Annotated in this window: 22 protein-coding genes; 1 reads left to right on the top strand and 21 read right to left on the bottom strand. The window is 44.2% G+C overall.

Features of this window, described 5'->3' with window-relative positions:
* Nucleotide 1: 1 nt before the first annotated feature.
* The 17 genes from metG to G344_RS0107200 form a co-directional block, all read right to left on the bottom strand.
* Nucleotides 2–1,948, bottom strand: coding sequence for a methionine--tRNA ligase (metG, locus tag G344_RS0107280; protein ID WP_028255614.1), 1,947 nt, complete (start codon nt 1,946–1,948; stop codon nt 2–4).
* On the bottom strand, nt 1,945–2,850 hold the full coding sequence (rsmI, locus tag G344_RS0107275; protein WP_028255613.1) for a 16S rRNA (cytidine(1402)-2'-O)-methyltransferase: 906 nt from the start codon (nt 2,848–2,850) through the stop codon (nt 1,945–1,947). Before rsmI ends, metG begins: the two co-directional genes overlap by 4 nt.
* The gene (locus G344_RS0107270; protein ID WP_028255612.1) at nt 2,801–3,565 is read right to left on the bottom strand and encodes a tRNA1(Val) (adenine(37)-N6)-methyltransferase; all 765 of its coding nucleotides are present in this window, start codon (nt 3,563–3,565) and stop codon (nt 2,801–2,803) included. The genes rsmI and G344_RS0107270 overlap by 50 nt, the downstream gene beginning before the upstream one ends.
* Nucleotides 3,558–4,400 carry a PSP1 domain-containing protein gene (locus tag G344_RS0107265; protein WP_028255611.1) on the bottom strand — a complete coding sequence of 281 codons (843 nt, stop codon included), beginning with the start codon at nt 4,398–4,400 and terminating at the stop codon, nt 3,558–3,560. The genes G344_RS0107270 and G344_RS0107265 overlap by 8 nt, the downstream gene beginning before the upstream one ends.
* Nucleotides 4,397–5,440 (bottom strand): DNA polymerase III subunit gamma/tau, encoded by a 1,044-nt coding sequence (locus G344_RS0107260; RefSeq protein ID WP_028255610.1) that lies wholly within the window; start codon nt 5,438–5,440, stop codon nt 4,397–4,399. The genes G344_RS0107265 and G344_RS0107260 overlap by 4 nt, the downstream gene beginning before the upstream one ends.
* A gap of 76 nt (nt 5,441–5,516) precedes the next feature.
* Nucleotides 5,517–6,191, bottom strand: coding sequence for a dTMP kinase (locus G344_RS0107255; protein ID WP_028255609.1), 675 nt, complete (start codon nt 6,189–6,191; stop codon nt 5,517–5,519).
* A gap of 3 nt (nt 6,192–6,194) precedes the next feature.
* Nucleotides 6,195–7,697 carry an aminotransferase class I/II-fold pyridoxal phosphate-dependent enzyme gene (locus G344_RS0107250; protein WP_028255608.1) on the bottom strand — a complete coding sequence of 501 codons (1,503 nt, stop codon included), beginning with the start codon at nt 7,695–7,697 and terminating at the stop codon, nt 6,195–6,197.
* A 125-nt stretch (nt 7,698–7,822) separates the two neighbouring features.
* Nucleotides 7,823–8,533 carry an NUDIX domain-containing protein gene (locus G344_RS12155; protein WP_244869508.1) on the bottom strand — a complete coding sequence of 237 codons (711 nt, stop codon included), beginning with the start codon at nt 8,531–8,533 and terminating at the stop codon, nt 7,823–7,825.
* Nucleotides 8,534–8,653: 120 nt separating this feature from the next.
* Nucleotides 8,654–8,851 carry a hypothetical protein gene (locus G344_RS0107240; protein ID WP_028255607.1) on the bottom strand — a complete coding sequence of 66 codons (198 nt, stop codon included), beginning with the start codon at nt 8,849–8,851 and terminating at the stop codon, nt 8,654–8,656.
* A gap of 344 nt (nt 8,852–9,195) precedes the next feature.
* Nucleotides 9,196–9,807: an ECF transporter S component gene (locus G344_RS0107235; protein WP_028255606.1), complete on the bottom strand. Its 612-nt coding sequence runs from the start codon at nt 9,805–9,807 to the stop codon at nt 9,196–9,198.
* Between the two features lie 192 nt (nt 9,808–9,999).
* Nucleotides 10,000–10,899, bottom strand: coding sequence for a hypothetical protein (locus G344_RS0107230; protein ID WP_028255605.1), 900 nt, complete (start codon nt 10,897–10,899; stop codon nt 10,000–10,002).
* Nucleotides 10,899–11,300, bottom strand: a complete 402-nt coding sequence (locus G344_RS0107225; RefSeq protein WP_028255604.1) for a hypothetical protein — start codon at nt 11,298–11,300, stop codon at nt 10,899–10,901. Before G344_RS0107225 ends, G344_RS0107230 begins: the two co-directional genes overlap by 1 nt.
* Nucleotides 11,301–11,446: 146 nt before the next feature.
* Nucleotides 11,447–13,561: a heavy metal translocating P-type ATPase gene (locus G344_RS0107220; RefSeq protein WP_028255603.1), complete on the bottom strand. Its 2,115-nt coding sequence runs from the start codon at nt 13,559–13,561 to the stop codon at nt 11,447–11,449.
* Between the two features lies 1 nt (nt 13,562).
* A complete protein-coding gene (locus G344_RS0107215; RefSeq protein ID WP_028255602.1) occupies nt 13,563–13,841 on the bottom strand; it encodes a DUF6110 family protein in 279 nt (92 codons plus the stop codon).
* Between the two features lie 169 nt (nt 13,842–14,010).
* Nucleotides 14,011–14,193: a FeoB-associated Cys-rich membrane protein gene (locus G344_RS0107210; RefSeq protein WP_038155262.1), complete on the bottom strand. Its 183-nt coding sequence runs from the start codon at nt 14,191–14,193 to the stop codon at nt 14,011–14,013.
* 150 nt (nt 14,194–14,343) lie between these two features.
* A complete protein-coding gene (gene feoB, locus G344_RS0107205) occupies nt 14,344–16,737 on the bottom strand; it encodes a ferrous iron transport protein B (protein ID WP_028255600.1) in 2,394 nt (797 codons plus the stop codon).
* Between the two features lie 11 nt (nt 16,738–16,748).
* Nucleotides 16,749–16,982 carry a FeoA family protein gene (locus G344_RS0107200; protein WP_028255599.1) on the bottom strand — a complete coding sequence of 78 codons (234 nt, stop codon included), beginning with the start codon at nt 16,980–16,982 and terminating at the stop codon, nt 16,749–16,751.
* Between the two features lie 556 nt (nt 16,983–17,538).
* On the opposite strand from G344_RS0107200, the gene G344_RS0107195 reads away from it, so the two are divergent.
* On the top strand, nt 17,539–18,828 hold the full coding sequence (locus G344_RS0107195; protein WP_028255598.1) for a DEAD/DEAH box helicase: 1,290 nt from the start codon (nt 17,539–17,541) through the stop codon (nt 18,826–18,828).
* A gap of 88 nt (nt 18,829–18,916) precedes the next feature.
* On the opposite strand, the gene G344_RS0107190 is transcribed toward G344_RS0107195, so the two are convergent.
* The 4 genes from G344_RS0107190 to ppsA form a co-directional block, all read right to left on the bottom strand.
* Nucleotides 18,917–19,903, bottom strand: a complete 987-nt coding sequence (locus G344_RS0107190; protein ID WP_028255597.1) for a deoxyguanosinetriphosphate triphosphohydrolase — start codon at nt 19,901–19,903, stop codon at nt 18,917–18,919.
* Nucleotides 19,904–20,002: 99 nt separating this feature from the next.
* Nucleotides 20,003–20,821 (bottom strand): pyruvate, water dikinase regulatory protein, encoded by an 819-nt coding sequence (locus G344_RS0107185; RefSeq protein ID WP_028255596.1) that lies wholly within the window; start codon nt 20,819–20,821, stop codon nt 20,003–20,005.
* Between the two features lie 12 nt (nt 20,822–20,833).
* Nucleotides 20,834–21,463 (bottom strand): helix-turn-helix transcriptional regulator, encoded by a 630-nt coding sequence (locus G344_RS0107180; protein WP_028255595.1) that lies wholly within the window; start codon nt 21,461–21,463, stop codon nt 20,834–20,836.
* 63 nt (nt 21,464–21,526) lie between these two features.
* Nucleotides 21,527–23,911: a phosphoenolpyruvate synthase gene (gene ppsA, locus G344_RS0107175; protein WP_028255594.1), complete on the bottom strand. Its 2,385-nt coding sequence runs from the start codon at nt 23,909–23,911 to the stop codon at nt 21,527–21,529.
* Nucleotides 23,912–24,187: the final 276 nt, after the last annotated feature.

The raw sequence follows: 24,187 nt of genomic DNA, 5'->3' as shown, positions 1-24,187 counted from the left end.
ATTATTTCACCAGACTTCCTGCCGGCAAGGAATCAATGTTTGTTACTTCCAAATTATCCGCAAAATCTGATGCGGACAAAATCATACCATACGACTCAATGCCCATCAATTTTTTCGGTGCCAGGTTAGCCAAATAAATTACCTTTTTACCAATCAACTGTTCCGGTTCATAATATTGCGAAATGCCGCTTACTACCGTACGTTCTTCGACACCTACGTCTAACGTGAATTTTAACAACTTCCTAGATTTTTTCACCTTTTCACAGGTCAACACTGTAGCTACTCGTAAATCAAGTTTAGCGAAATCATCATATTCAATGTTTTCTTTAATCGGTGGAATATCCTGAGCTTCCTCTTCCTGTGCCGGTTCTTCAACCGGTGTTGCTTCTACCATTTCAGGCATATCAAAACGAGGGTAAATCGGTTGTCCCTTCTGTACCTTAGTACCGCTGGCCAATCCGCCCCAAGCACGTACATCATCAAGTGATGCTGTCTCAAATCCGGAAAGACCAAGCTGTTCCCAAATTTTCGGTGCGCCTGTCGGAATTACCGGGTCTACCAATACAGCGATAATGCGCAATGCTTCGGCTAAGTGATACATAACTGTTTGCAGACGTTCTGCATCTCCTTCGTTAGCACCCTTCGCCAATACCCACGGCATAGTTTCATCAATATACTTATTCGTGCGACCGATAAATGCCCATACCGCTTTCAATGCACGGTTCAATTCATAGTTTTCCATGCATTGTTCATAGGTAGACACCGTTTCTTCTGCCATTTCTTTTAAGGAGATATCAAATTCACTAACCGACGGCATAGCCGTAATCACACCACCATGATATTTTTCAATCATAGCTACCGTACGATTTAACAGATTACCTAAATCATTAGCTAAATCAGAGTTGACACGCTGTACAAAATTCGGCAATGTAAAGTTACCATCATGGCCCAACTGAATTTCACTGAGCAAATAATAACGCAGTGCATCCGAACCATAGGTATCGATAAGCGGAATCGGATCAATCACATTCCCCAAGGATTTACTCATTTTGGTGCCGTCAACAATAAGCCAGCCATGACCATATACCTTTTTAGGCAATGGCAACTCCAAACTCATAAGCATAATCGGCCAAATAATAGAATGGAATCGAACAATTTCCTTACCAACCAAGTGTAAATCAGCCGGCCAGAACCGTTCGTACAAATCACTGGTAGGATCATCCGGTGCCAGCGCACTGATATAGTTAACCAACGCATCGAACCATACATAAACAACATGCTTCGGATCGAAGGGCACCTTAATCCCCCAATCAAAACTAGTGCGGGATACGCATAGGTCTTCCAGACCCTGCTTTACAAATTGAATCATTTCATTGCGGCGCGATTCCGGCTGAATAAAGTCCGGATTGTCCTCGATAAACTTCAGCCAACGATCGGCGTATTTATTCATCTTAAAGAAATAACTTTCTTCTTGAATGCGTTCTACGGGGCGACCGCAATCCGGGCAGGTATGATTGTCTCCCAGCTTTTGTTCTGTCCAAAAGGTTTCGCACGGTGTGCAATACCAACCTTCATAAGTAGATTTATAAATATCTCCCTTATCGTAGGCCTTTTGGAATAGCTCCTGCACCACTTTTTCATGACGAGGTTCCGTCGTCCGGATGAAGTCGTCATTGGAGATATTCATTTTCTTCCACAGATTTTGGAAACCTTTAACAATATCAGTGGTATATTCCAAAGGAGTAATTCCCATAGCTTCGGCAATGCGCTGAATTTTTTGACCATGTTCATCAGATCCAGTCAAAAAGCGTACATCAAATCCGGCACGGCGTTTATATCGAGCAATTGTATCAGCAATAGCCGTGCAATAAGTATGCCCAATATGCAGCTTCGCACTGGGATAATATATCGGTGTCGTAATATAAAACGTTTTTTTCTTCTCTGTCATTCTTGTTCCTCCTCGGCTTGGCTCCGAACCTCACTATTAGTTTGATTCGCTCGTTCAACGGCATTGTATACCCCACGGCGAGATACACCGCGCCGCTTCGCCACTTCGCGTATGGCTTCTTTTTTGGCGATACCCTTTGCCATCAGTTCTCCAACCTCTTCCTCGTAGGATAGGTCATTTATATTAGTATACCCCTCAGCGTTATCTTCATCAAGTCGCGTTTTAACTCCGCCAATGATAATAACAAACTCACCTTTCAAGGTTAAACTCTCCTCATCGGCTACAACAGATGCAAGATCGGTATACGTAAATTCCTCGAAACGTTTGGTTAGCTCGCGGGCAATAGCAACCGGACGATTTCCCAACACCATCTTCATATCACTCAATACTTCGCGGATTCGGTGCGGTGCTTCATAGAAGATCAGTGTTTCTTCATAGGCGCCGACGCGCGTTAATACCTCGAGGCGATGTCGTCCCTTTTTCGGTAAGAAACCGATAAAGCAGAATCCCGTCGTATCCCGACCGGAAGCAATAAGTGCCGTCAGTCCCGCATTGGCTCCCGGCAAAGGAACAACCCGAATTCCGACTTCCAGCGCCCGCCGTGCAATGTCCGCACCGGGATCAGAGATTGCCGGCATGCCCGCATCACTGATGACCGCTATAGATTTACCCTCTTGCAGCATCGTCAACAGCTGCGTTCCTTTTTCCGCCTTATTATGCTCATGATAGGATATCATCGGTGTATGAATATCAAAATGAGATAATAAAATACCACTGTGTCTTGTATCTTCGGCAGCAATATAATCTACCTCTGCCAACGTTCTAACGGCGCGGTACGTCATATCCTCCATGTTACCGATGGGTGTTGGCACAAGATACAGTATGCCAGTCTTTTCCTCCATACCAGCTCATTACCTCCTCACTATACACACCAGACGTTTCATATACGTATAAAGGAGGCTCCACTTCCATACCGGCCGCAGCCCCCTTACGACCTTCCACCACAACCAACTTCGCCGGACGCCCTACTAAACTATGTATCATTCGCAATCGTTTCGGTGTAAGCCTATATCGCTCCATACCGACGAGTAGCTCTGCCAATCGTTCCGCCCTATAAATCAACCACACATGTCCATGAAACTTGACCAGACGGTAGGACGACTCCAAGACATCATCCAATGCCGTCACCGTTTCATGGCGAGCCATAGCCCGTCCAACACCGGTTGCTACACGCCCACTGCCTACAGAAAAATACGGCGGATTCACAATGACACCGTCAAAGGCTTCCGCCGCAAGTAGCGTACGATCGCGATAATCTCCCTCTATTACGGTAATACGATGCTCGCGTTCATTCATCTTCACATTCCGCCTGGCCAAGTCAGCCATAACCGGATTTATTTCTACCGCAGTAACCGTACCGGCCCCCCTTGATGTCAACAGCAAGGGGATAGCTGCCGTTCCGGTCCCTAAATCAATATACCTTCGTTTGCTATGCACGGTAGCAAAATAGGTAAGAATAACCGTATCTAACGAAAAACAAAATTCATCGGGTCGTTGCCAAATTTTCAAATCGTCGATTAAAAGATCCACTAACCGTTCTTTCACATGCTCAGTCATCCGGCAAAGCTACCTCCGACCACGGCAAATCAACAGTACGACCTCCATCAAATTGTACCTTGACCATTTTCTTGTTACGATTAATACGAACAACTTTTCCAAGCCCTTCATCGGTAACTACTTCTTTACCCACACCGGGTGGTTCTGTAATAACCGGCGCCTGTTTTGTTTTTTCCGTATATAAATCGCCACCCTTGGCGTACAAATCGTTTTCATAATTCAAGCAACACATCAAACGGCCGCAAACGCCGGAAATTTTAGTTGGATTTAAGCTTAAATTCTGATCCTTAGCCATTCGGATTGACACGGGTGTGAAGTCTCCCAAAAATGTAGAACAACACAGCGGCCGTCCGCAGGCTCCGATACTGTTAATAATTTTTGCTTCATCACGCACACCGACCTGACGCAATTCAATACGTGTACGGAATACAGTGGCTAAGTCCTTAACTAACTCGCGGAAATCGATACGACCGTCGGCAGTAAAGAAGAAAATAATTTTGCTCATGTCAAATGTATACTCTACATTAATAAGTTTCATGGGCAAGCCTCGATGTGCAATTTTTTCCAAACCGATATCAAAGGCTTTCTTCTCACGCTGTTTATTTTTTTCTACCTGCTTATAATCTTTAGCCGTCGCTTTGCGAATAACACTTTTCAGCGGCTGTACCACAGAATCATCGTCTACTTGCCGCGGCGCAATAACAACATCACCGAATTCAACACCGCGCGCCGTCTCGACAATAACGCCGTCGCCCAATGCCAAATCGGCACCACCGGGAGAAAAATAGTAAATCTTCCCGGCTTTTTTAAATCGAATACCTACAATGGTAATCACCGTATATCCTCCTTCACCGCTCGGCGCAGAGCAATAATGACTCCATCTACCACCAAGGCGGCTTTCACATATAATCGTAACGCATCATCCGCATCCAACAGCTCTCGCTGCAGTACTACCAATGATCGCGTGCTCCATCCGTGTAACATACGCAACAGTCGTTCCTCATATAAGGGACACTGCAACAAACTATGGGCACCACCGGCACGGAGTACCATCATATCACGTCCCAAAACGCGCATCCAGCGAAACACCTCTCGCAGCGTTTCCCTATCCAGCGATTCCAACAATAAAGAAATACGTGTAAAAAATCGACGTTCACCTAACAATTCCAATACGGTAACAGCTATTTCTAATTGTTTAGGTACCCCTTCTTCGGCTAATTTTTGCACCAATAAGGGATTTCCGTGTCCCGCTGCCAACGCCTCTGTCAAATCACCGTGATAGCCTCTTTGCTTCATAGCCTGTCGTATACTGTCATCATCAACAGCTCCAAATCCTACTGCCATACAGCGGGACCGAATTGTCGGTAAGACAGAAGAAAGCTGTGTAGTAATAATAATAAAATACACATTCGGTGGCGGCTCTTCAATCGTCTTTAACATGGCATTAGCCATAATTGCATTCGCCGTCTGAAAATCCTCCACAATTACCACACGGTTACCATCACCGGCGCGTCCCATGTATTCCTGCAACAAACGATACCATTGCTCTACTTTTAGCACGGTCTTCGTCGGCCGGATCCAAAAGACAGTTCCACCGTCAACATAAATGGGCAAACCTTCTTCGGATGCCTTCTTTTCAGACTCACCATCTTGTCGCCTTGCTTCGTGCACCTGTTGCAAAAAGGTTTCACCTCGATCGGGACTGAGTGCCTGTCTGCCAATTAAAAGAGAAGCCAATCCGATAGCCGTATTTAATTTTCCTAAACCAGATTCGCCATAAAATAGCAGACTATGCGGTAGCATATTTCGTGTAACGAGCGTAGTCAAATGATTGATAATCGATTGCTGTCCCACTACCTGTGAAAAATATGACATCCGCCTTCCTCCCTATATACAAGTACTGTTCCTACTGTGCGTAAGTATCTATATTATATACTAAAAAGAGGATATTTTAAAGAATTACGGATTGTATCGCCGCATACAATTCTTCATGAATCGAGGCAATACTACGCAATTGATTCTTCTGATTGCAACAAGCAATCCTATGCCAACCATATCGTGCTACCAACTCATCATAAGCAGCATGAACCGCCTTGAGATATGCGTGATTATTTTCGTGAATATCACCGGTAGCACCACCCGTTTTAGCTACACGGTCTGCCATCAGCGCTTCGCTTACAGATAAAGGCATATCCAATAAACATACCGCGTCAGGCTGCGGCAATCCAAATTTATTAAACTCAAAGTCCTCCAACCAATCTAAGAAGGCTCTGCGCTCTGCAGGATTATCATATTTTACCATCTGATGAATCATGTTTGACGTAGTATACCTATCTGCCAAAATAATCGCGTCACCTTCATAAGCTTCTTGCCAGTCTTGGCGAAAGGAAGCAAATCGATCTACCGCATAGAAAGAACTGGCCACATAGGGATTGACAGCATCAGGAGATTTACCAAAGTCACCGGCTAAGTACATCTTAACAGGCATAGCTGCCGGACTATCATAATTAGGAAAACTTATAGTCTTAACCGCATACCCTTCACTACGTAAACGCTGTGCCAATACCTTTGTTTGCGTGGCCTTACCGCTACCATCGCCACCTTCAATAATAATCAATCGTCCCATATATTACTCCTCATTGCACACCACTATCGTCTGTAAGCTTTCATCCTTGGCACCATTCGGTACATATCCCAGGGAACGACGTCGTTTTATATACGCTACTACATCCGGTGTAATCCGTTCTCCCATCCCCAAAAAGGGAATTCCCGGCGGATAATAGCTGATGGTTTCGCCACTAATACGACCTATCGCATCCGTCAATGCTACGTTTTCTCTCTTTGCCTGCCAGGCTTGGCGCGGTGTCAACACCACATCAGGTTTAGGCAATCGCACCTCCGAACCTGCGAGGGCCGTAATTGCCTCTCTCCCTAGCTCATGAGCAGGATCACTATGCTTACCTTGTACACCCTCTATATTCATTCTATGTAATTCGTCAAGTCGCTCCTTGCTAACAGCCGCCACCGCCTGTACTAAGGCATTAGCTGATGTTTCATCATCACCGATTGTCAACAATATGAGCACATGATAGCCCTGCACCAATTCAACTTCAATGCGATGCTTGCGCAATCGCTGTTCCGCCTCACGACCTGATAACTGTAGCCCTTTAAAATCAATAAGAATTTTTGTGCAGTCAAGTCCGCCATCGCCGCCAAAGTCGTTAGCTTCCGGCACCGCTATACCTGTAATAGTACGCAACCGATGCCGCACGGAAACGGACAAGCGTTCCGTAGCCGCTACCAATTGCCTACCTTCCGTAGCTAATTGATGACGTGCCATATCCAAAGAAGCTATAAAAATATAATTCGGACTGGTACTTTGTAGTAATTGATGCGCTTGTGTAATACGTCGGTAATCCACCAATTTACCTTGTGCGTGTAACATAGAGGTCTGCGTCAAGGATCCTGCTAGCTTATGCGTACTCTGTGCCACTACATCAGCACCGGCAGCGATTGCTTCTAGCGGCATGGTTTTACCAAAAGGTAAGTGCGGTCCATGTGCCTCATCGACAAGAACTATCACTCCTCGACGGTGAGCCTCCTCAACAATGTCCTCTATAGCTACACCGATACCATAATAATTAGGATGTACCAATAGCAACGCTTTAGCCTCAGGATGCGCATCCATCGTCCGACATACTTCATCAACAGAAGCTCCCAAAGGAACACCCCATCGTTCACTAAATCGTCCTTCCATATAAATAGGCCGCGCGCCGCTTAATACAAGACCGCCTATTACCGAGCGATGTGCCTCTCTAGGAACAATTATCGCATCCCCTTCGCCAACTGTCCCTAGAATCATAGCTTGAATAATTGCTGTGGTGCCGTTAATAGAAAACCAAGTATGCTCTGCGCCGTACAGCTGCGCTGCCAACTCCTGCGCTTCTTTTAATGGTCCCTCCGGCTCATGTAAATCATCCAGGGCATACATGACACCCAAATCATACGGTAAGGCCGGCCCCATCCAATGTTGTAACAAGACCGGGGCAGACTTACCTATTTTGTGTCCCGGTGTATGGAACGGTACATAGTGTTGCGACACATATTCTTCCAGCATACGCACATAGGGCATATCATTTTGATTCCCCTTCGCCCGTACATCGTTTTCTCTATGGCAACCTATGTTTCCCTCATCCTGTGTCGACATGTCATCCACTGCACATCCTTGCCTATTACTCTCTTCGCTCATGCAACCTCCTAGCGAAATGTTTCTACAAAATAATGTCGTAACTCATCACCGCGAGGACTTGTATCCCGAATAGCCTCCAATGCTGTACGCAATGATTTTTGTAAGTGATACCGATGAAAATCTGCCGGACGCACCCAGGCATAGTCCGTATGTTCATGTGATAAACGTACCCTCTTTGATGTTGTTTCTGCTACGAATATAACACCTGTTAAAAAACTGGTTTTCGTTCGAGCAAACGACCACAAGCCGGCCACATCTAACACTTGGACAGACAGACCTGTTTCTTCGCGGACCTCGCGAATAGCCGCCGCTCGCAAGTCTTCACCAAACTCCAAACCACCGCCGGGAAATTCCCACGGACGCAACCCTTCTCTATCTTTCTTTTGCAATAGAAGTACTTCGCCATCACAGAATACCATGCATTTAACAGACATACTCATGTGTGTTGTCTTTTTCGTAGCTATAGGATTGTCTTGACGAGTATACCGTAATGTGCGATTTCCTTGCCGAGCACTATTTGACTTTATTCCCAACGGTGCTCCGCCACTTTGTTTCACATTACTGCGACCACGACCTGTCACACCGGATTTCTTTTTTTTATTTTTATATAATTTTTTGGTACTGTTTGCCTTAATTACAACGGCGTGTGCATTCTCTCCCGCCGCATAGGCTGTCGCGGAAGCACGTTTTTTTCGTTTATCTGCGTGCCTTTTTATCATAATTCCTCCTAGTATATTTCTTTAGTACTACGCGCTCATAGTTGTTATATCTTATCTATTATATACTATCCATATATAAGAAAAAAGAGACTATCCATCGATAGTCTCTTTTACTAGTCATTATTTACTGTAAGACGCTACGTATTCCGTACCCAGCGCTACATATTCTTCTAACTGCCGTGCTACCTCATGCAACTGTGAGTGCGTCAACGCATGTAAATGCTTTCCGCCGGCGGCATTATTAATAATATGCGAAATTTCGAAACCACTATATCCCAGCACTGATAAGCGGTTCGATAACGTTCTGATTCTGCTCATAATCGAACCTCCTTTATAAAACGTACTGCAACACGATCGGGTTATATCAAGTTGCGGACTACGGATGGGTTAGCTCCGTAGGTTATTCATTTTCAATAACATAATCCATTATATCTAAAAATATTAATATTGTCAAATTGACTCTATAATTTTTACTAATTTATATTGACAGATGTTATACCATCTATGAAAATATATGGACACAATCTTTTTCGCACCCGACTAGCGGTAATTTATTATTTCGACTCCTAACGGAACTTCAACAATCTAAAGATACATAATAAAATGGCACTTCTTGCGAAGTGCCATGTATATATTTTCTGTAAACAATACCGTCTACGATATTATTTCTTCAACTTTGCACGTAATGCCATCACTACCGGAGTACCGATAGCGGTTGCTGCTAAACCTTCCAACGGTCCATGGAATAAAGCCACTCCGATTACAATGTTAAGAACATTACTTACCGGAATTCCTTGCGCTGCCGCATAAGGTTCCGCATAAATGAGATAAATCATCCCCATAACCAAAATAGTATGGATCATCGTTCCTAAGAAAAGCGAAATTGCCACTTTTATCGCTGCTCGTTTTATCGGCATATATTTATAGATTACATATGCTGCCGGTCCAATTAACATACGCGGGACTACCGCTACCAAAGGATTTAAAAATGCAAAGGACATAATGTTTGGTGCCATAATATTTTGTAGCATACTATACGCACCGAAAACAAAACCAATCACCATCCCTACCTTAGGACCTTCTACGAGAGCCCCTATCAAAGTCGGAATATGCAATATGGTAGCATTAATCGGCGGAATAGGGATAAATCCCAAACCGGTTACGCTGAGCACTACGGTCAGTGCCGAAAGTAAACCTACCACCGCAATTTGCCGAAGCGAAAATCGTTTTTTCGCGTACGGTGCCTTTACATCCATTGTCTGTTCTTTTGCCATGTGTAATTCCTCCGTTCTTATTCCCCACGGGATATAAGTCGAAATAAAAAAATAAAAAGATGATTTCGTACATGCCTTCTTCCGTTCTGTTCAAAAAGATACAGACATTGAGAGATCACAAAATCATCTAGTATACTAATATAGCGACCTGCATTTGTCAAGCCGCTATCAATATATTCATTTATTTAGTTATCACTTATCATTATTATTTTTAGATGGCATAATGATGTCTACATTGGCTATCTTTTCTTTCTGATTTTGTCTACGCTCCCAAATAGTTTCTACCCATCTGCCAAGCCACATAGAAATATATAGTACAACAACTTCAAAAAGGCCGGGCGTTACATATACTAAATAGCTACCACGGAATACCGGAAGCAAGAAATCAAGCACCATATATGACCACTCTGGCTTCCAGCCGTATAGCATATGGCCGTTAATAGCCAACCATACTGCAGCCGTAACCAAAATACGACATAACCTAACGGCCTTATTCTCTCCGTGCCGCGGATATAAATACAAAGCAATCGTAGCCATCGTCAAGATCACCAGTGCATACACAACAAGAGCCAGCATACCAAACACAGTGTTGCTGATTTGCATGGCTACCAACGGGTCACTTACGTCCAGCACCAATAAATCACCAAGCAGCAGCATAGGCAAAGGTAAACTATACACCGCAATATCCAGTGTTTCATCAACCAATCCAAATTGGCGCGGTCGATTAAAAAACGCCGTTAACAGTGAAGCTGTTCCTACCATTAGCACAATAGCCAGTAGCATCACCGCTGCCCACACAATCGTAATCTGCCACGGTGCTGTTAACGTGACCGATAAAGGTACCAAGCCATTACCGGCTAGGAAAAATACATTCCACCCCAACCAGCTATATACATACATTCCTGTGCGCCAAGGAAACTCCATGCCTAAGCGTACATGCATATTACGATATACCAACACCGGCACAACCAGTGCCAATAGCACAAACACCAACACGGATGTACCTGTTAAATGCCCCATACCGGCCAGCAGAGAAAAGGGAATACATCCCAACGCCGACAGTGCACTAAATCGCAGCATACCTTGCACCATTACTGTTCACCTCTTACTAAACCGGAAACACCATACGCCAGCCACAGTCCCATCGCCACCTGACAATACATGATCAGTATAAAGACAATATCACGGCCGATAGTCGGTAATTCCCACAACCACGTTAAATCAAAGGCCATAAAAATTCCATATGTGCCTACTTGAATGAGAAACCACATTAAGATATACACCCAACGATTAGCGCGTTTTTCTGCCGGGCCAAAGCCACTACGCGATGAAGTAAGATAAAAAAAAGGAATACACACGGACAGTACCGCATAGCTAAACGCGGCTGCCATCGCACTCGATCCATTGTGTATGGTATACGCACCTATGGGCAATAAAATAATAAAAAAGCTCATGAATAGCGTCCGTCCTAATATGTCGGTAAGAACCTTCATGATAACCCCCTTGTCATACATACTCGTCATGCAAACTCAACTCTTCTCATTCTACTATATCTATGGCTCCCAGACAAGCATAACACATAGGAAAAGGCTGTTATCGTCAATGTTCTCAACGATAACAGCCTTAGTATCAAATAAATTTACCGGTTAACCTCTCTATTTTGTTCAGCGCAAGTATCCGGTAGCAACGGAGTCATACTCCGTAATCCTATTCCCAGCGTAAATAAATTATGCAGCCATGCCGTAGTACTCGGTGTCAATATTTCAAATACACCAAGTCCTACTAAGCCACCGTTGACACCGACAATCGAATTGTAATTAAAATGAATGCGCTTCATCAACGCCATGGAAATTCGACGCAAATCGACAAGAGCTTGCAGATTATTCGATGAAATAGTGACGTTAGCAATTTTTTGTGCAATAGGTGCACCTTCATTCATGGCAACGCCCACATGCGCTTCCGACAGTGCCGGAGAATCGTTAATGCCATCGCCAACCATCATAACCGTATAACCATCCTCTTTTGCCTGCTTAACAAAGGCTGCCTTATCACCGGGTAACACCTCGGCATACACTTCATCGATACCAATATCCGCTGCCACCCGTTCCGCATTGCGTTTACTATCGCCGGTCATCATAACCACTTTTTTTACACCCAGTTCGTGAAGTTCGCGAACTACCTGTGCCGCTTCTTCGCGCACCGGATCTTTAATGCAGATAACCGCTGCCAAGCGACCGCGAATTGCTAAGTACAGATGGGATGACGTGTTGGGCAGTGCATTAAATTTATCTATTTCATCTTCCGGAATAACTGTTTTTTCATCCTCGAAAATAAAATGCGCACTGCCAATACGGCATCGATAGCGACTTACCCGCGATGCGATACCATGCGCTACAATATATTCCACCTTAGAGTGAAGCTCTTTATGAGGTAAGTTATGCTGTGTCGCCGCATTAACAACGGCCTTTGCCATAGAATGAGGGAAATGCTCTTCCAAACAAGCAGCGAGCATTAGCATTTCATCCGCATCGCGTCCATCAAATGGAATTATCTGTTCAAACACAGGCTCTGCTTTCGTCAATGTTCCAGTTTTATCAAAGACAACCATATCTGCCGCCGCAATTTGCTCCAGGAATTTACCGCCCTTCACCGTAATTCCTCGTCGTGAAGCCTCTTGCATAGCCGATAGTACCGCCAACGGAATACTTAGTTTAAGCGCACAAGAAAAATCCACCATTAGGAACGAAAGTGCTTTCATAGTATTGCGCGTTAGTAAATATGTTAAAAGGGTGCCGGCAAAGCTGAGGGGAACTAATCGATCCGCCATGTGGAATGCCTTCTGCTCCATACCTGACTTCATCTGTTCCGACTCCTCGATGAGTGCTACGATTTTTTCATACCGAGAGCTCTTCGAATTCCCTCGCACTTCGATGGTACACTCGCCTTCCTCGATTACCGTACCCGCGTAGACAGATGATTCCGCATCGCGTCTTACCGGTACAGGTTCACCGGTCATAGAACTTTCATTTACCAGGACTACACCATCAACGACAACACCATCAACAGGCACAACCTCACCTTGCCGCAAAACTACTAAATCACCTTCGCCTACTTCGGCTACAGGACGACTGATTTCCGTACCATCAACCTTTACCCACACTTTATCGACGTTAAGCGACATACTTTCCGCCAAATTTAAAACGGATTTTCTAAGAGTCCATTCTTCCAAGGTTTCGCCGATTCCCAGCAAATACATAACTGCGCCTGCCGTTGATACATCCCCACGTAACAACGATACCGTAATAGCGACACCATCCAACACATCCACTGTCAATCGCCGTTTCCACAAGGCTTTTACAGCCTTGCCAACAAACTTAACTGCACTCACCCACGACCAAGCCGTACGCAATGGCATAGGTAAAAGTAAACGCTTTCCTACATACAAAAGCGTTTGATTGATCATATCTTCTCGATAACGCTTGTTCACCAGGCGCGGCGAATACTCTGTTAATGCCGGAGCCTTTGTTAAATCCAAATCACGTATAGATAAAATCGCCGCCTTAACCGCCGCTTCATCACCGTTATGTGCCACCACAACTTCACCGGAGCGTGTAAAAAACTGTGCCTTTTCAATAGCGTCCGTTCGTTCCAGCATCTCTTCTATGTAAGCAGCCTGTGCATCAGTAAATAGCCACCCTGTACATTTCACATGCAACCGGCGGCGCAATCGTCTGATTACAGAAAAGCGTATCATATTATTTTTCCTTTACTTCTTCGGTAACTTCTTTAAACAACTCTTCACTGCGTGCTTCGTTAATTTCTTTAGCTTCCGCTAAAATGTCACCGCTGCTGGCCTGTACTTTTTCTGCTGTCTGCATAATGCTTTCCTTAGCACGTAATCCTGCCGCTACAACATTTGCATACACTTTACGCGCATCCTTACTGGTCAATACTTTGAGGCCCAACGTGCCTAAAGCCAATCCGGACATAAAGAAGTTTGCGTTTTGTACCTTGTTCTTGTTGAATTTCATCATTATGAAAACCACCTTTCATTACTTGGCATCAGTATAGATGCCCGCTTTAAACAAATCCCATGTATATATGTAGCAAAAAGAGCCGAAGAAATAATCACTTACTTCTTCGGCCCCCTTTGTAACTACCCAATAGATATACAAACCCTTACGAACAACAACATCCTACCATTTATTTTTTTGCTTCCATCATACTGCTACATCCACCGCAACCGGAGGAAGACTCTGCCTTACTTGCGCCGCAACCGCCACAACTACCACAGCCGCCTTTTCCCTGCCAACTACGATACGCTTTTCTCGCTACATACAGCACTGCCAAAAGCCCGATTAAGTAGACTATCATTGTTTCCATCATTATAAACCATCTTCTTTCTATTATCAATTAGATATTAACATGCACATGTAAGGAAATATATAAATCCCTATATGTTAAATGACTTTATCACTCCGTAGATAATTATTGATTTTCAATTAGAAAGTTGAAAGCTTTCCTTGAATTTTACAATTAATGGAAGCCCATGAGCAAACCAATGCGATATACGGCAAAGGTACAAACCCAAGCCAACACATTAGCATACACAAAGAAGAAGGCTAACCATTTCCATCCGCCGGCTTCACGTTTAAACACAGCCATTGCTGCAAAGCAAGGCGGATAAATAAGAACAAACGTCATTAACCCAACTGCTACCAAAGGACTGAACGACGGATCCTGCTGGAGATATACCTGAAGCGGTGCTTCATTATCTTCATCAGCAGCTACCGCATAAATCGTCCCCAGTGTACTTACCATAACTTCCTTAGCAGCTAAGGCAGTTACCAAGGATACACTCATCTTCCAATCAAAACCAAGCGGTTTCATAATTGGTTCAATCGCTTTACCAATCATCGCTGCATAGGAGCCTTGAATCTTTTCAGACGCTTCCTGCTGATCCAAGAGACTAATCTGTTCATCACGTTCTTGATTATTCAAATAAATAGCCCAAGCTACATCGAATTTATCATTAGCGTTAGCGCGGATAGAGGACATATATTCAAGCACTTCTACTGTTTTTTCATCAGTGACTTCCTCTGCCGTTGCTGTCTCTTCATCATCGCCTTCCTCTTCGGCAGCCGCTTCGGCTTCTTCCGTAGCTGCCGTCATTTCATCAACAATGGCCATAACAGCATCCTTGCCGTCAGATGTGTTGATACCGAACTGAGCTAACAGCGCATCATCCTTAGCATCAAACGTTTGGGTCACCTGTTCGCGAGCCGCATCAAAGTCTTGGGAATATTGAACATCCTGCGGATAAGTGGCCAGGAACCAAATCAATACGGATGCAGCCAAAATAAACGTACCGGCCTTTTTAATATATAACCAAGCCCGTTCCCACATATGCATTAATACATTTTTTAGTGTAGGCATATGATACGGTGGCATTTCCATAACAAACGGTTCAGATTCGCCGGGGAATAAAAACTTACGGAAAATCTTAGACATAACAACGGCCAAAATAACACCTGCAATATATACTGCAAAAAGTGCTGTCCCTCGCTGCGCAACCGGGAAAAAGGCTCCGATAAACAAAGTATATACCGGCAAGCGAGCACTGCAGCTCATGAGCTGCGATACCAGAATCGTAATCATCCGATCTCGGCGATTATCCAAGATACGCGCACCCATAATGGCCGGGATACTGCACCCAAAACCAAGAAGCAACGGAATAAAGGATTTGCCGTGTAAACCGCACGCACGCATGACACGGTCCATAACAAACGCTGCGCGTGCCATATATCCAGTGTCCTCCAAGAAGGAGATGCCTAAGAATAACAAGACAATCAACGGTACAAAGCTAAGAACGGCACCAACACCACCGATAATCCCGTCAACAACCAACGATTGTAATTGTCCGGCCGGAATAACGGTCTTCGCCCATTCTCCCAACGCTGCCACACCATCTTCAATCCAGCCCTGCGGATAGGCACCGATTTCATTAACTAAGTTAAACATGAGCCACATAACAAAAAGGAAAATCGGAAGCCCCAATACTCGATGTGTCAAAATTTTATCTAACTTATCAGACTGGGTATCCTGCATTTTTGCTTCCCCCTTAAGAGAAGCCGTATACGTAGCTACTGCATAACGGTGACGGAATTCTTGGAATACAACTTCCAAATCCACCTTATCTTTCAATGTGTTACGAAGCTCTTCAGCCTTAGCTAATACCCTCTCCGTATTTTCAAAGACCCGTACCTTTTTAGCTACATCCGCATCATTTTCAAGCAGCTTAATAGCCACCCAACGAATCGGATACGTAATACTACCGGCCTTTTCGATTTCTGCTACCAACTCTTGAATAGCCGGTTCCAGTACATCACCGTAATTAATGGTAATACCCGGTTTCTTTTGCTCTCTTGCTACATCGATAACAGCATCAAGTAGGTCCTTAGTTCCTACATTATTTCTGCCTACCGTGCTGACAATTGTGGCACCGGTCATTTCGCTCAATTTTCTGATGTCGATATCAATGCCCATTTCCTTAGCTACGTCCGCCATATTAAGGGCCATAACCAAAGGGCGTTCTAATTCTAAGAGCTGTGCCGCTAAATATAAATTTCGTTCGAGGTTGGATGCATCCAATACATTGATGATTACATCCGGTTCGTCGTTAATAATTGTATTACGAGCCACTAATTCATCTAGTGACCGTGCCGTTAAGCTGTACGTCCCCGGCAAGTCGATGAGCATCATCTCTTGTCCTTTATAGGTACATTCGCCTTCCTTCTTTTCAACAGTTACACCGGGATAGTTACCCACATGCTGTTTAGAACCTGTTATATTGTTAAAAATAGTAGTCTTGCCGCAGTTCGGGTTGCCGGCTAACGCAATCCGGATGCTGTTGGCCTTACTGTCTGCCATTACACTTCCTCCTAATCAGCCTCTACATCTATTGTTGCTGCCTCACTTACACGCAGTGCTAAATCAAAGTTTTTAACTTTAATCTCCACCGGATCCCCCAAAGGAGCAAACTTCATCACACGAACCTTCGTCCCCGGCACCAGTCCCATATCGATAAGACGATGCTTGATGTTGCCGGTACCACGAAGAGCAACGATGATCCCTTCATCATTTGGTTTCATCTGTGCCAATGTCTTCGTAGCCATAACTACACCTCCTATGCAAGACACTCACAAACAGCCTTGCTACTTAAATGATAAATAATTGCAACTCAATTATAACAGCCTTCTTCCAATATTTCAATAACCATTATCAATATTTAATATTTTCGATACACTTAGAATATTTTAGATAATATCTAAAAATAGCTTAATTATCCTCTTTATACCTATCATCATCCACTCTGCCCATTATCATTTACATGATAATCTACCTCTTTTAAAATTGAGAAATTTTATCAAAATTATTTATAGCCATGCGTTTTAATGTCCATATTTTCTCATTTATATTTTCACTTTCTCTATTTATGTTGCCCACATCACGTAAACAAGGTATTTATTTGCTCTCCCCTATAACTTTCCTGTATAATTTAAAAAAAGGATATTTTCAATTAATAGATGTCTCAGCCTCAGTATTTTCTCTACTAATTGATAAAACAAGAATGTACATTGATTTGTATATATCACCTAGGGCACATGATGACATCTCATTTATAAGATTTTATTTTATATTTTGTTATTTATTATGACCAAGGAAACTGCTATGAAAACATTTCAACCATTAGGGGTCCTCCCTCAATTACAAGATGCACTACTAAAAAAAGGAATCAAAGAACCAACACCGATTCAAGCGCAGGCTATCCCCCCTATTTTCAAGGGTCACGATGTCATTGCTAAAGCCCAAACAGGTACGGGCAAAACATTGGCGTTCTTACTGCCTATTATTCAACGTATCCATATTGATCTCCATCAAGAACAAGCACTTATTATCGCTCCTACCCGTGAGTTAGTTCGTCAATTAGCCGACGAAGCGAAATACATTGGAGATATTCTCGGCGTTGATGTGCTCCCCTTAACAGGTGGTCGTACTATAGAAGGACAATTACAACAACTCGGACGACGCCCACAAGTCATCCTCGGTACACCGGGACGTCTGTTGGATCATGCTGAGCGCGGCTCTCTTCACCTTGACACAGTACGTCGCGTTGTTTTAGACGAAGCCGATCAAATGCTACATATGGGATTCTTGCCGGATGTAGAAACATTAATCGATCGTACCGATGCCAATCGACAGCTTCTTCTTTTCTCCGCTACCATCCCCGACCGCATTCGCGCCTTAGCTAAAAGCTATATGAAAAAGCCTATGTCTGTTACGGTCAAAGGTGAGCATATTACCTTAGATACCATTGATCAACGAGTCTATATGATGGATACCAAGGATAAATTGCCGCGCCTCACCGAAATGATTCGGGAAGATAATCCGTATCTGGCTATCGTCTTCTGTAATACTCGTGAAAGTGCCATCCGACTTTCCTATGAATTAACCGCAGCCGGATTTACTATCGGAGAAATGCATGGCGATATGACACAAGGCCGACGTACACAGGTATTACGAGAATTTGCACGTGCTCGCACGCAGATTTTGGTGGCTACCGATATTGCAGCACGCGGTATTGACATTGAAGGTATCAGTCACATCTACAATTATGAAGTACCTCATGACGTAGACTACTATATCCATCGTATCGGCCGTACCGGTCGTGCCGGTACCACCGGCGTTGCAGTTACCTTTGCTTCACCGGACGAAGAAATTTGGCTCCGTCGCATCGAACGAGCCATCGAGGCTACCTTAACAAAATATACAAAGGATGGACAAATTAAAACCAAGGGCAGTAAGCAGGCTCCCAAGAAAGTAACAACTTCGAAAAAAACAACCATCACCTCTACGTATCAGGCCACCAAAGCCAAGGCACATAAAGCTCGCGGTCACAAAGGAAGTAATACACGGCAACGACGCACCGGATCTTCCGGGGGACGCCGCGGTCGCCGATAATACCAATAATACAAAAAGCCTATTCACTATATCATCATCGTTACTCAATAACGATAGATGAACAATAGCGAATAGGCTTTTTACTTTCCTACGCATCCCAAATGTGAGGAATATGAAATTCTTTAAACAACTTAATAGCATACTGATCTGTCAATCCGGCCACATAATCAACAATGTCCGTAACGCTGACAATCCGATTATGCCCCACCTCATGACGTAATGCCTCGGGATGTTCCAAATAATACGTAAACAAATGCTTAACTACATAGGCCGCTTTCTCTCGCTCCGGAATCATGGAAGGGGCCAGATATACATTCGTAAACATAAAACGGCGAAAACTATTCATTACTTCCGTAATGACAGGCGACATTTTAATCGCTGCCTGATCCATAGAACTTTCTACCATGTCCTTTACCATACTGGTAATCATCTCCGATGGCGTTATACCCAAATACTCCCGAACTTCTATAGGAAGGGCCCGACTATCCAGCATACCTGCCCGCTGTGCATCGTCAAAGTCATGGCATAAATACGCAATGCGGTCAGCGGTTCGTATAATTTGTCCTTCCAAGGTATACGGTATATGTGTACCGGTGTGTCCCAGAATACCGTCACGTACCTCTTTCGTAAGATTAAGACCGCAGCCGTTTTTTTCGATGACTTCCACCATGCGCAGGCTTTGCTCGTTATGATTAAAATGTCCTACCATATCACGCAATGCAAATTCACCTACATGCCCAAATGGCGTATGTCCTACATCATGTCCCATAGCAATGGCTTCGACCAAATCCTCATTCAACCGCAGCGCCCGCGCAACGGTCCGGCCAATCTGTCCCACTTCCAAGGTGTGCGTCATCCTCGTTCGATAATGATCGCCGGGAGCAATATATACCTGTGTTTTATGCTTCAAACGCCGAAAACATTTGCTATGAATAATACGATCTCTATCACGTTGAAAGGCAGTGCGCAGCGGATCCTTCGGTTCATATCGATCGCGTTCCGCCCGACTGCTTTTAGCTGCCAACGGCGACAGTATCGCCTCTTCTCGTTCTTCAATCTCTTCTCGTATGCGCATCTTCATATACAACAGCCTCCGTATCCCCCAGTAACTACGAGTTCAGACCTATAATAATTCACTTTTTATTACAAACAAGTAAAGGGTAAGCTACTCGTATTACGCCTCCTGCAAGCGATTGCGATCGATAATTTGCATAACGAAGGAAGCTGTTTCTTCGATAGATTTGTTTGTTACATCCAGTACCGGGCAATGTACTCGACGCATAACGGCACGAGCATATTCCAGTTCTTCTTCAATGCGCGCGATTGTTGCATAGTTTGCTTCACCGTCTAAGCCCATCGTACGCAACCGTTCGCTACGAATATTATTTAATTTATACGGATCGATAACAAGACCCACTACCTTCTTTGGCGGAATTTTAAATAATTCTTCCGGCAACGGTACTTCCGGCACTAGCGGTAAATTGGCTGCCTTTATCTTTTTATATGCCAAGAACATAGATAACGGTGTTTTACTTGTACGGGACACCCCAATAATAACGATATCAGCTTTTTCAAAGCCCTGTGGATTTTTACCGTCATCATATTTTACGGCAAACTCAATAGCTTCTACCTTTTTAAAGTATTCTTGGTCAAGCTTATGTACCATACCGGCTGTAAGGCGCGGTTTTGTGTCTGCCACTGTACCTACCGCATCCAATACCGGTCCCATAATATCAACAGCTTGCACGCCCATAACCGTCGCTTGTTCATGTAAAAATTTGCGCAATGTCGGCGACACGATGGTATGACAAATAATATGTTTACCACCGGCCGCTTCCTTTAGTATATCCGTAATTTGCGATTCCTGATTAATATACGGAATACGTACAATATCTATATTTTCTTGATCGAATTGACTGGCCGTTGCCCTTGCCACCGACTCTGCCGTCTCCCCCAAAGAATCCGAAATAGCAAAAATAATTTTATTTGCCATAGTGCACCTCACTTATTTTAAGCCACATTCAAGAAATACTTTTACAATGGATGTCTTCGATACGCGACCGACCACTTTTAATTTACGCCGCCCGTCTACATCCTCTCGTTCGATAACGGGAACACAATCTATTTCATAGTCTATCATACGTTGCGCCGCATCTACCACACTATCCTCCGGTCCAACCCAAATAACCTTGCTGGCCGGTGTCATCACCATGGATATAGGCATCGTGTTGGGATCGTTTTGTCCAATAGCTGCACGCAATAAATCCTTACGCGATACCAGACCTACCAAATATCCGTCTTCACACACCAAGAGAGTACCAACGTCTTCCGTAAACATCATAACAATTGTATCATACAAACTCATGCTTGGTGTAACAGCCACCGCCTGTGCCATTACTTGCGATACCTTATACCGGTTGATTTCTTCCGCCGCCGGATCCGGTCGGTTCGTTCCCACATAATAATAACCTACTTTAGGGCGCGCATCTAACAATCCCGTCATAGTCAATACCGTTAAATCCGAACGCAAGGCCGAACGCGTTACATGTAAACGCGCTGCGATTTCCTTGCCGGTAATGGGCCCGTCCGCCTTTACCATAGCCGCAATTGTTTCTTGTCGCTTTGACAGCTTCACAGTCTCACCCCTTTACCTTTACTATGAAAAAAGGAGGCTCCGTAGAGCCTCCTCTGTTATCTATTACCATTCCAATTCGTTATTGTCTACACGACCACGACCGGTTACCGCATCTAACAAAATGCGCTGTTCCAGCTGTGCTACCATTTTCTTAGTAGATACAACCGCATCAGGGTTTACGGAAATAGAATCGATACCGCTCTTTACGAGGAATTCGCAGAACTCAGGATATACACTAGGCGCCTGACCGCAAATAGATACCGTCTTACCATCCTTATGCGCTACTTCGATAAGATGACGAATCGCACGACGCACTGCCAAGTTACGTTCATCGTAAATATGCTGTACTGTTTCATTATCACGGTCACAGCCTAAAATCAACATCGTCAAATCATTGGAGCCAATAGAGTATCCATCTACAAACTTATTGAATTGATCTGCCAAAATAATATTTGCCGGAATTTCTGCCATCAACCATACTTTGAAATCGGCACTGCGTGCTAATCCGTTTTCAGCCATAATACGCGTTACTTCTTCGGCCTCTTTTACTGTACGGCAGAAAGGAATCATAACCTGCAAATTCTTGAAGCCATACTCTTCACGGACCTTGCGAATGGCCTGTAATTCCAACAAGAAGGCCGGCGCATATTTCGGATCATAGTAACGAGAAGCACCGCGCCATCCGAGCAATGCACTGGATTCATGTGGTTCATATGTATCGCCACCTTTAAGATCGCGATACTCGCTGGATTTGAAGTCGCTAAGGCGAACAACTACCTGACGCGGAGCCAAGGCCTGACACACCTTGCGCATACCTTCAGCCAAGGTATCTACCGCAAAATCACTGCGACCGGTTTCAATCAAATGTAACGGATGTTCGTGAATAAAAGTAGTCCAAATAAATTCTTCGCGCATCAAGCCAATGCCATCGCACGGAAGAACACCGTATTTTTCCGCTAAATCAGGATCGCCTAAATTCATATACACTTTCGTGCCCGTTACCGGCACATTTTCCACAACCTGCTGTGCTGCCGGCTGTTCTGCTTTCTTCTGTACTTCTTCCAACATGCCGTCGTAAACGATACCGTTAGTGGCATCTACCGTAATCAACTGACCATCGGAAATGCGTTTGGTGCCTTCTTCACTGCGGCTCTTGGTACCCACGATACAAGGAATGCCCAATTCGCGGCTTACAATGGAAGCATGACAAGTCATACCGCCGGCATCGGTAACGATAGCTTTAGCTTTCTTCATAGCCGGAACCCAGTCAGGCGCAGTCATGGTGGTTACCAAAATTTCGCCTTCCTTGAAACTATCAATATCTGCCGGATCAAGAATAACATGTGCCTTACCTGCCGCACGTCCCGGGCTGGCCGGCAAGCCTTTTACAACAATTTCACGTGTCGTTGTCGTCGGTGCCGCGGTTTCTTCAACTGCCGGTTTAGCATCCTTATTTTTACGGGACCAAACGGTTTCCGGACGAGCCTGTAAAATCCAAATCTTACCGTCGCGTTCATCAACGCCCCATTCCATATCCATATAGCAACCGTAATGCTTTTCGATAGCCTTAGCATAGGTAGCCAATTCCAATACCTGTTCATCGGTAATTACCTGAGATTTAGCTTTTTCCGGCGGTACGATTTCTTCTACGCAATCCCCTTCCGGACGACGTACCAAGGAAATGTTTTTATCATTAATCATACGATTGATAATCTTCATATCTTTCTTATTGACCGTGAAGTTATCCGGCGTAACCGTTCCCTGTACAACATATTCGCCAAGGCCCCAAGAACCTTCAATCAAAATATTTTCGTCATTGCCTGTAACAAGATCAACGGTGAACATAACACCGGCTGCTTTGGAGAATACCATCATTTGAATGGCCGCACTCAAAGCAACCGTCATATGATCAAAGCCCTGTTTTACACGATAGTAGGTAGCACGATCGGTGAATGTAGATGCATAGCATTCCTTTACCTTCTGAATGATAACATCTGCGCCGCGTACATTGAGGTAGGTGTCCTGCTGACCGGCAAAGCTGGCATCCGGTAAATCTTCGGCTGTCGCACTGGAACGAACCGCTACGAACGGATTATCTTCGCCGACTTTCTTGCCCAATTCTGCATAGCCATCACGAATAGCTTGTGCTAAATCTGCGGGCATCTCCTCTTTGCAAATCATATCGCGAATGTTCTGGCATACTTCGCGCAATAAAGCAGAGTTTTCTACGTCATCCAACTTATCCAACTCAGCTTTAATACGGCTTTCCAATCCGGTCTGTTCCATAAAATAACGATACCCGTGTGCCGTAGTTGCAAATCCGTAAGGAACCGGAACATTTGTAGACGAAGTCATTTCACCGAGAGATGAAGACTTACCGCCAACTAACGCAACGTCTTCACGACGTAATTCATCAAACCAAAGCACATACGCATTCTCGCGATTCATACTGGTAACCTCCTACACTAACGTGTAACCTAACAAGTAACTCATTTTGCTTATTATGAATTTGATTGCCTTATATCATTCCATGCGCAAAATAATATAATCGCCAAATAATATGCAATATAACGACATAATGTATATCTAACATACGATCTTACATGCACATATGCCATACTATACACACTATTTCAAATTCATATGACTTATTTCTCTTAAATAGTATAACACTTATCTGGAAATGTCAACACTATTTAGTGTACATCATTGAACTATGTGTCA

It is taken from the genome of Veillonella magna DSM 19857, assembly GCF_000428745.1.
GTDB classification, from domain to species: domain Bacteria; phylum Bacillota; class Negativicutes; order Veillonellales; family Veillonellaceae; genus Veillonella_A; species Veillonella_A magna.
The sequence above is the reverse complement of the archived record's forward strand: the minus strand, read 5'-3'. Positions and strand labels throughout refer to the sequence as shown.

Bases quoted from the DNA above. Each gene is read 5' to 3' on its own strand.
- metG (WP_028255614.1), bottom strand. From the start codon at position 1,948: ATGACAGAGAAGAAAAAAACGTTTTATATTACGACACCGATATATTAT.
- rsmI (WP_028255613.1), bottom strand. From the start codon at position 2,850: ATGGAGGAAAAGACTGGCATACTGTATCTTGTGCCAACACCCATCGGT.
- G344_RS0107270 (WP_028255612.1), bottom strand. From the start codon at position 3,565: ATGACTGAGCATGTGAAAGAACGGTTAGTGGATCTTTTAATCGACGAT.
- G344_RS0107260 (WP_028255610.1), bottom strand. From the start codon at position 5,440: ATGTCATATTTTTCACAGGTAGTGGGACAGCAATCGATTATCAATCAT.
- G344_RS0107255 (WP_028255609.1), bottom strand. From the start codon at position 6,191: ATGGGACGATTGATTATTATTGAAGGTGGCGATGGTAGCGGTAAGGCC.
- G344_RS0107250 (WP_028255608.1), bottom strand. From the start codon at position 7,697: ATGCCCTATGTGCGTATGCTGGAAGAATATGTGTCGCAACACTATGTA.
- G344_RS12155 (WP_244869508.1), bottom strand. From the start codon at position 8,533: ATGATAAAAAGGCACGCAGATAAACGAAAAAAACGTGCTTCCGCGACA.
- G344_RS0107240 (WP_028255607.1), bottom strand. From the start codon at position 8,851: ATGAGCAGAATCAGAACGTTATCGAACCGCTTATCAGTGCTGGGATAT.
- G344_RS0107235 (WP_028255606.1), bottom strand. From the start codon at position 9,807: ATGGCAAAAGAACAGACAATGGATGTAAAGGCACCGTACGCGAAAAAA.
- G344_RS0107230 (WP_028255605.1), bottom strand. From the start codon at position 10,899: ATGGTGCAAGGTATGCTGCGATTTAGTGCACTGTCGGCGTTGGGATGT.
- G344_RS0107225 (WP_028255604.1), bottom strand. From the start codon at position 11,300: ATGAAGGTTCTTACCGACATATTAGGACGGACGCTATTCATGAGCTTT.
- G344_RS0107220 (WP_028255603.1), bottom strand. From the start codon at position 13,561: ATGATACGCTTTTCTGTAATCAGACGATTGCGCCGCCGGTTGCATGTG.
- G344_RS0107215 (WP_028255602.1), bottom strand. From the start codon at position 13,841: ATGATGAAATTCAACAAGAACAAGGTACAAAACGCAAACTTCTTTATG.
- G344_RS0107210 (WP_038155262.1), bottom strand. From the start codon at position 14,193: ATGATGGAAACAATGATAGTCTACTTAATCGGGCTTTTGGCAGTGCTG.
- feoB (WP_028255600.1), bottom strand. From the start codon at position 16,737: ATGGCAGACAGTAAGGCCAACAGCATCCGGATTGCGTTAGCCGGCAAC.
- G344_RS0107200 (WP_028255599.1), bottom strand. From the start codon at position 16,982: ATGGCTACGAAGACATTGGCACAGATGAAACCAAATGATGAAGGGATC.
- G344_RS0107195 (WP_028255598.1), top strand. From the start codon at position 17,539: ATGAAAACATTTCAACCATTAGGGGTCCTCCCTCAATTACAAGATGCA.
- G344_RS0107190 (WP_028255597.1), bottom strand. From the start codon at position 19,903: ATGCGCATACGAGAAGAGATTGAAGAACGAGAAGAGGCGATACTGTCG.
- G344_RS0107185 (WP_028255596.1), bottom strand. From the start codon at position 20,821: ATGGCAAATAAAATTATTTTTGCTATTTCGGATTCTTTGGGGGAGACG.
- ppsA (WP_028255594.1), bottom strand. From the start codon at position 23,911: ATGAATCGCGAGAATGCGTATGTGCTTTGGTTTGATGAATTACGTCGT.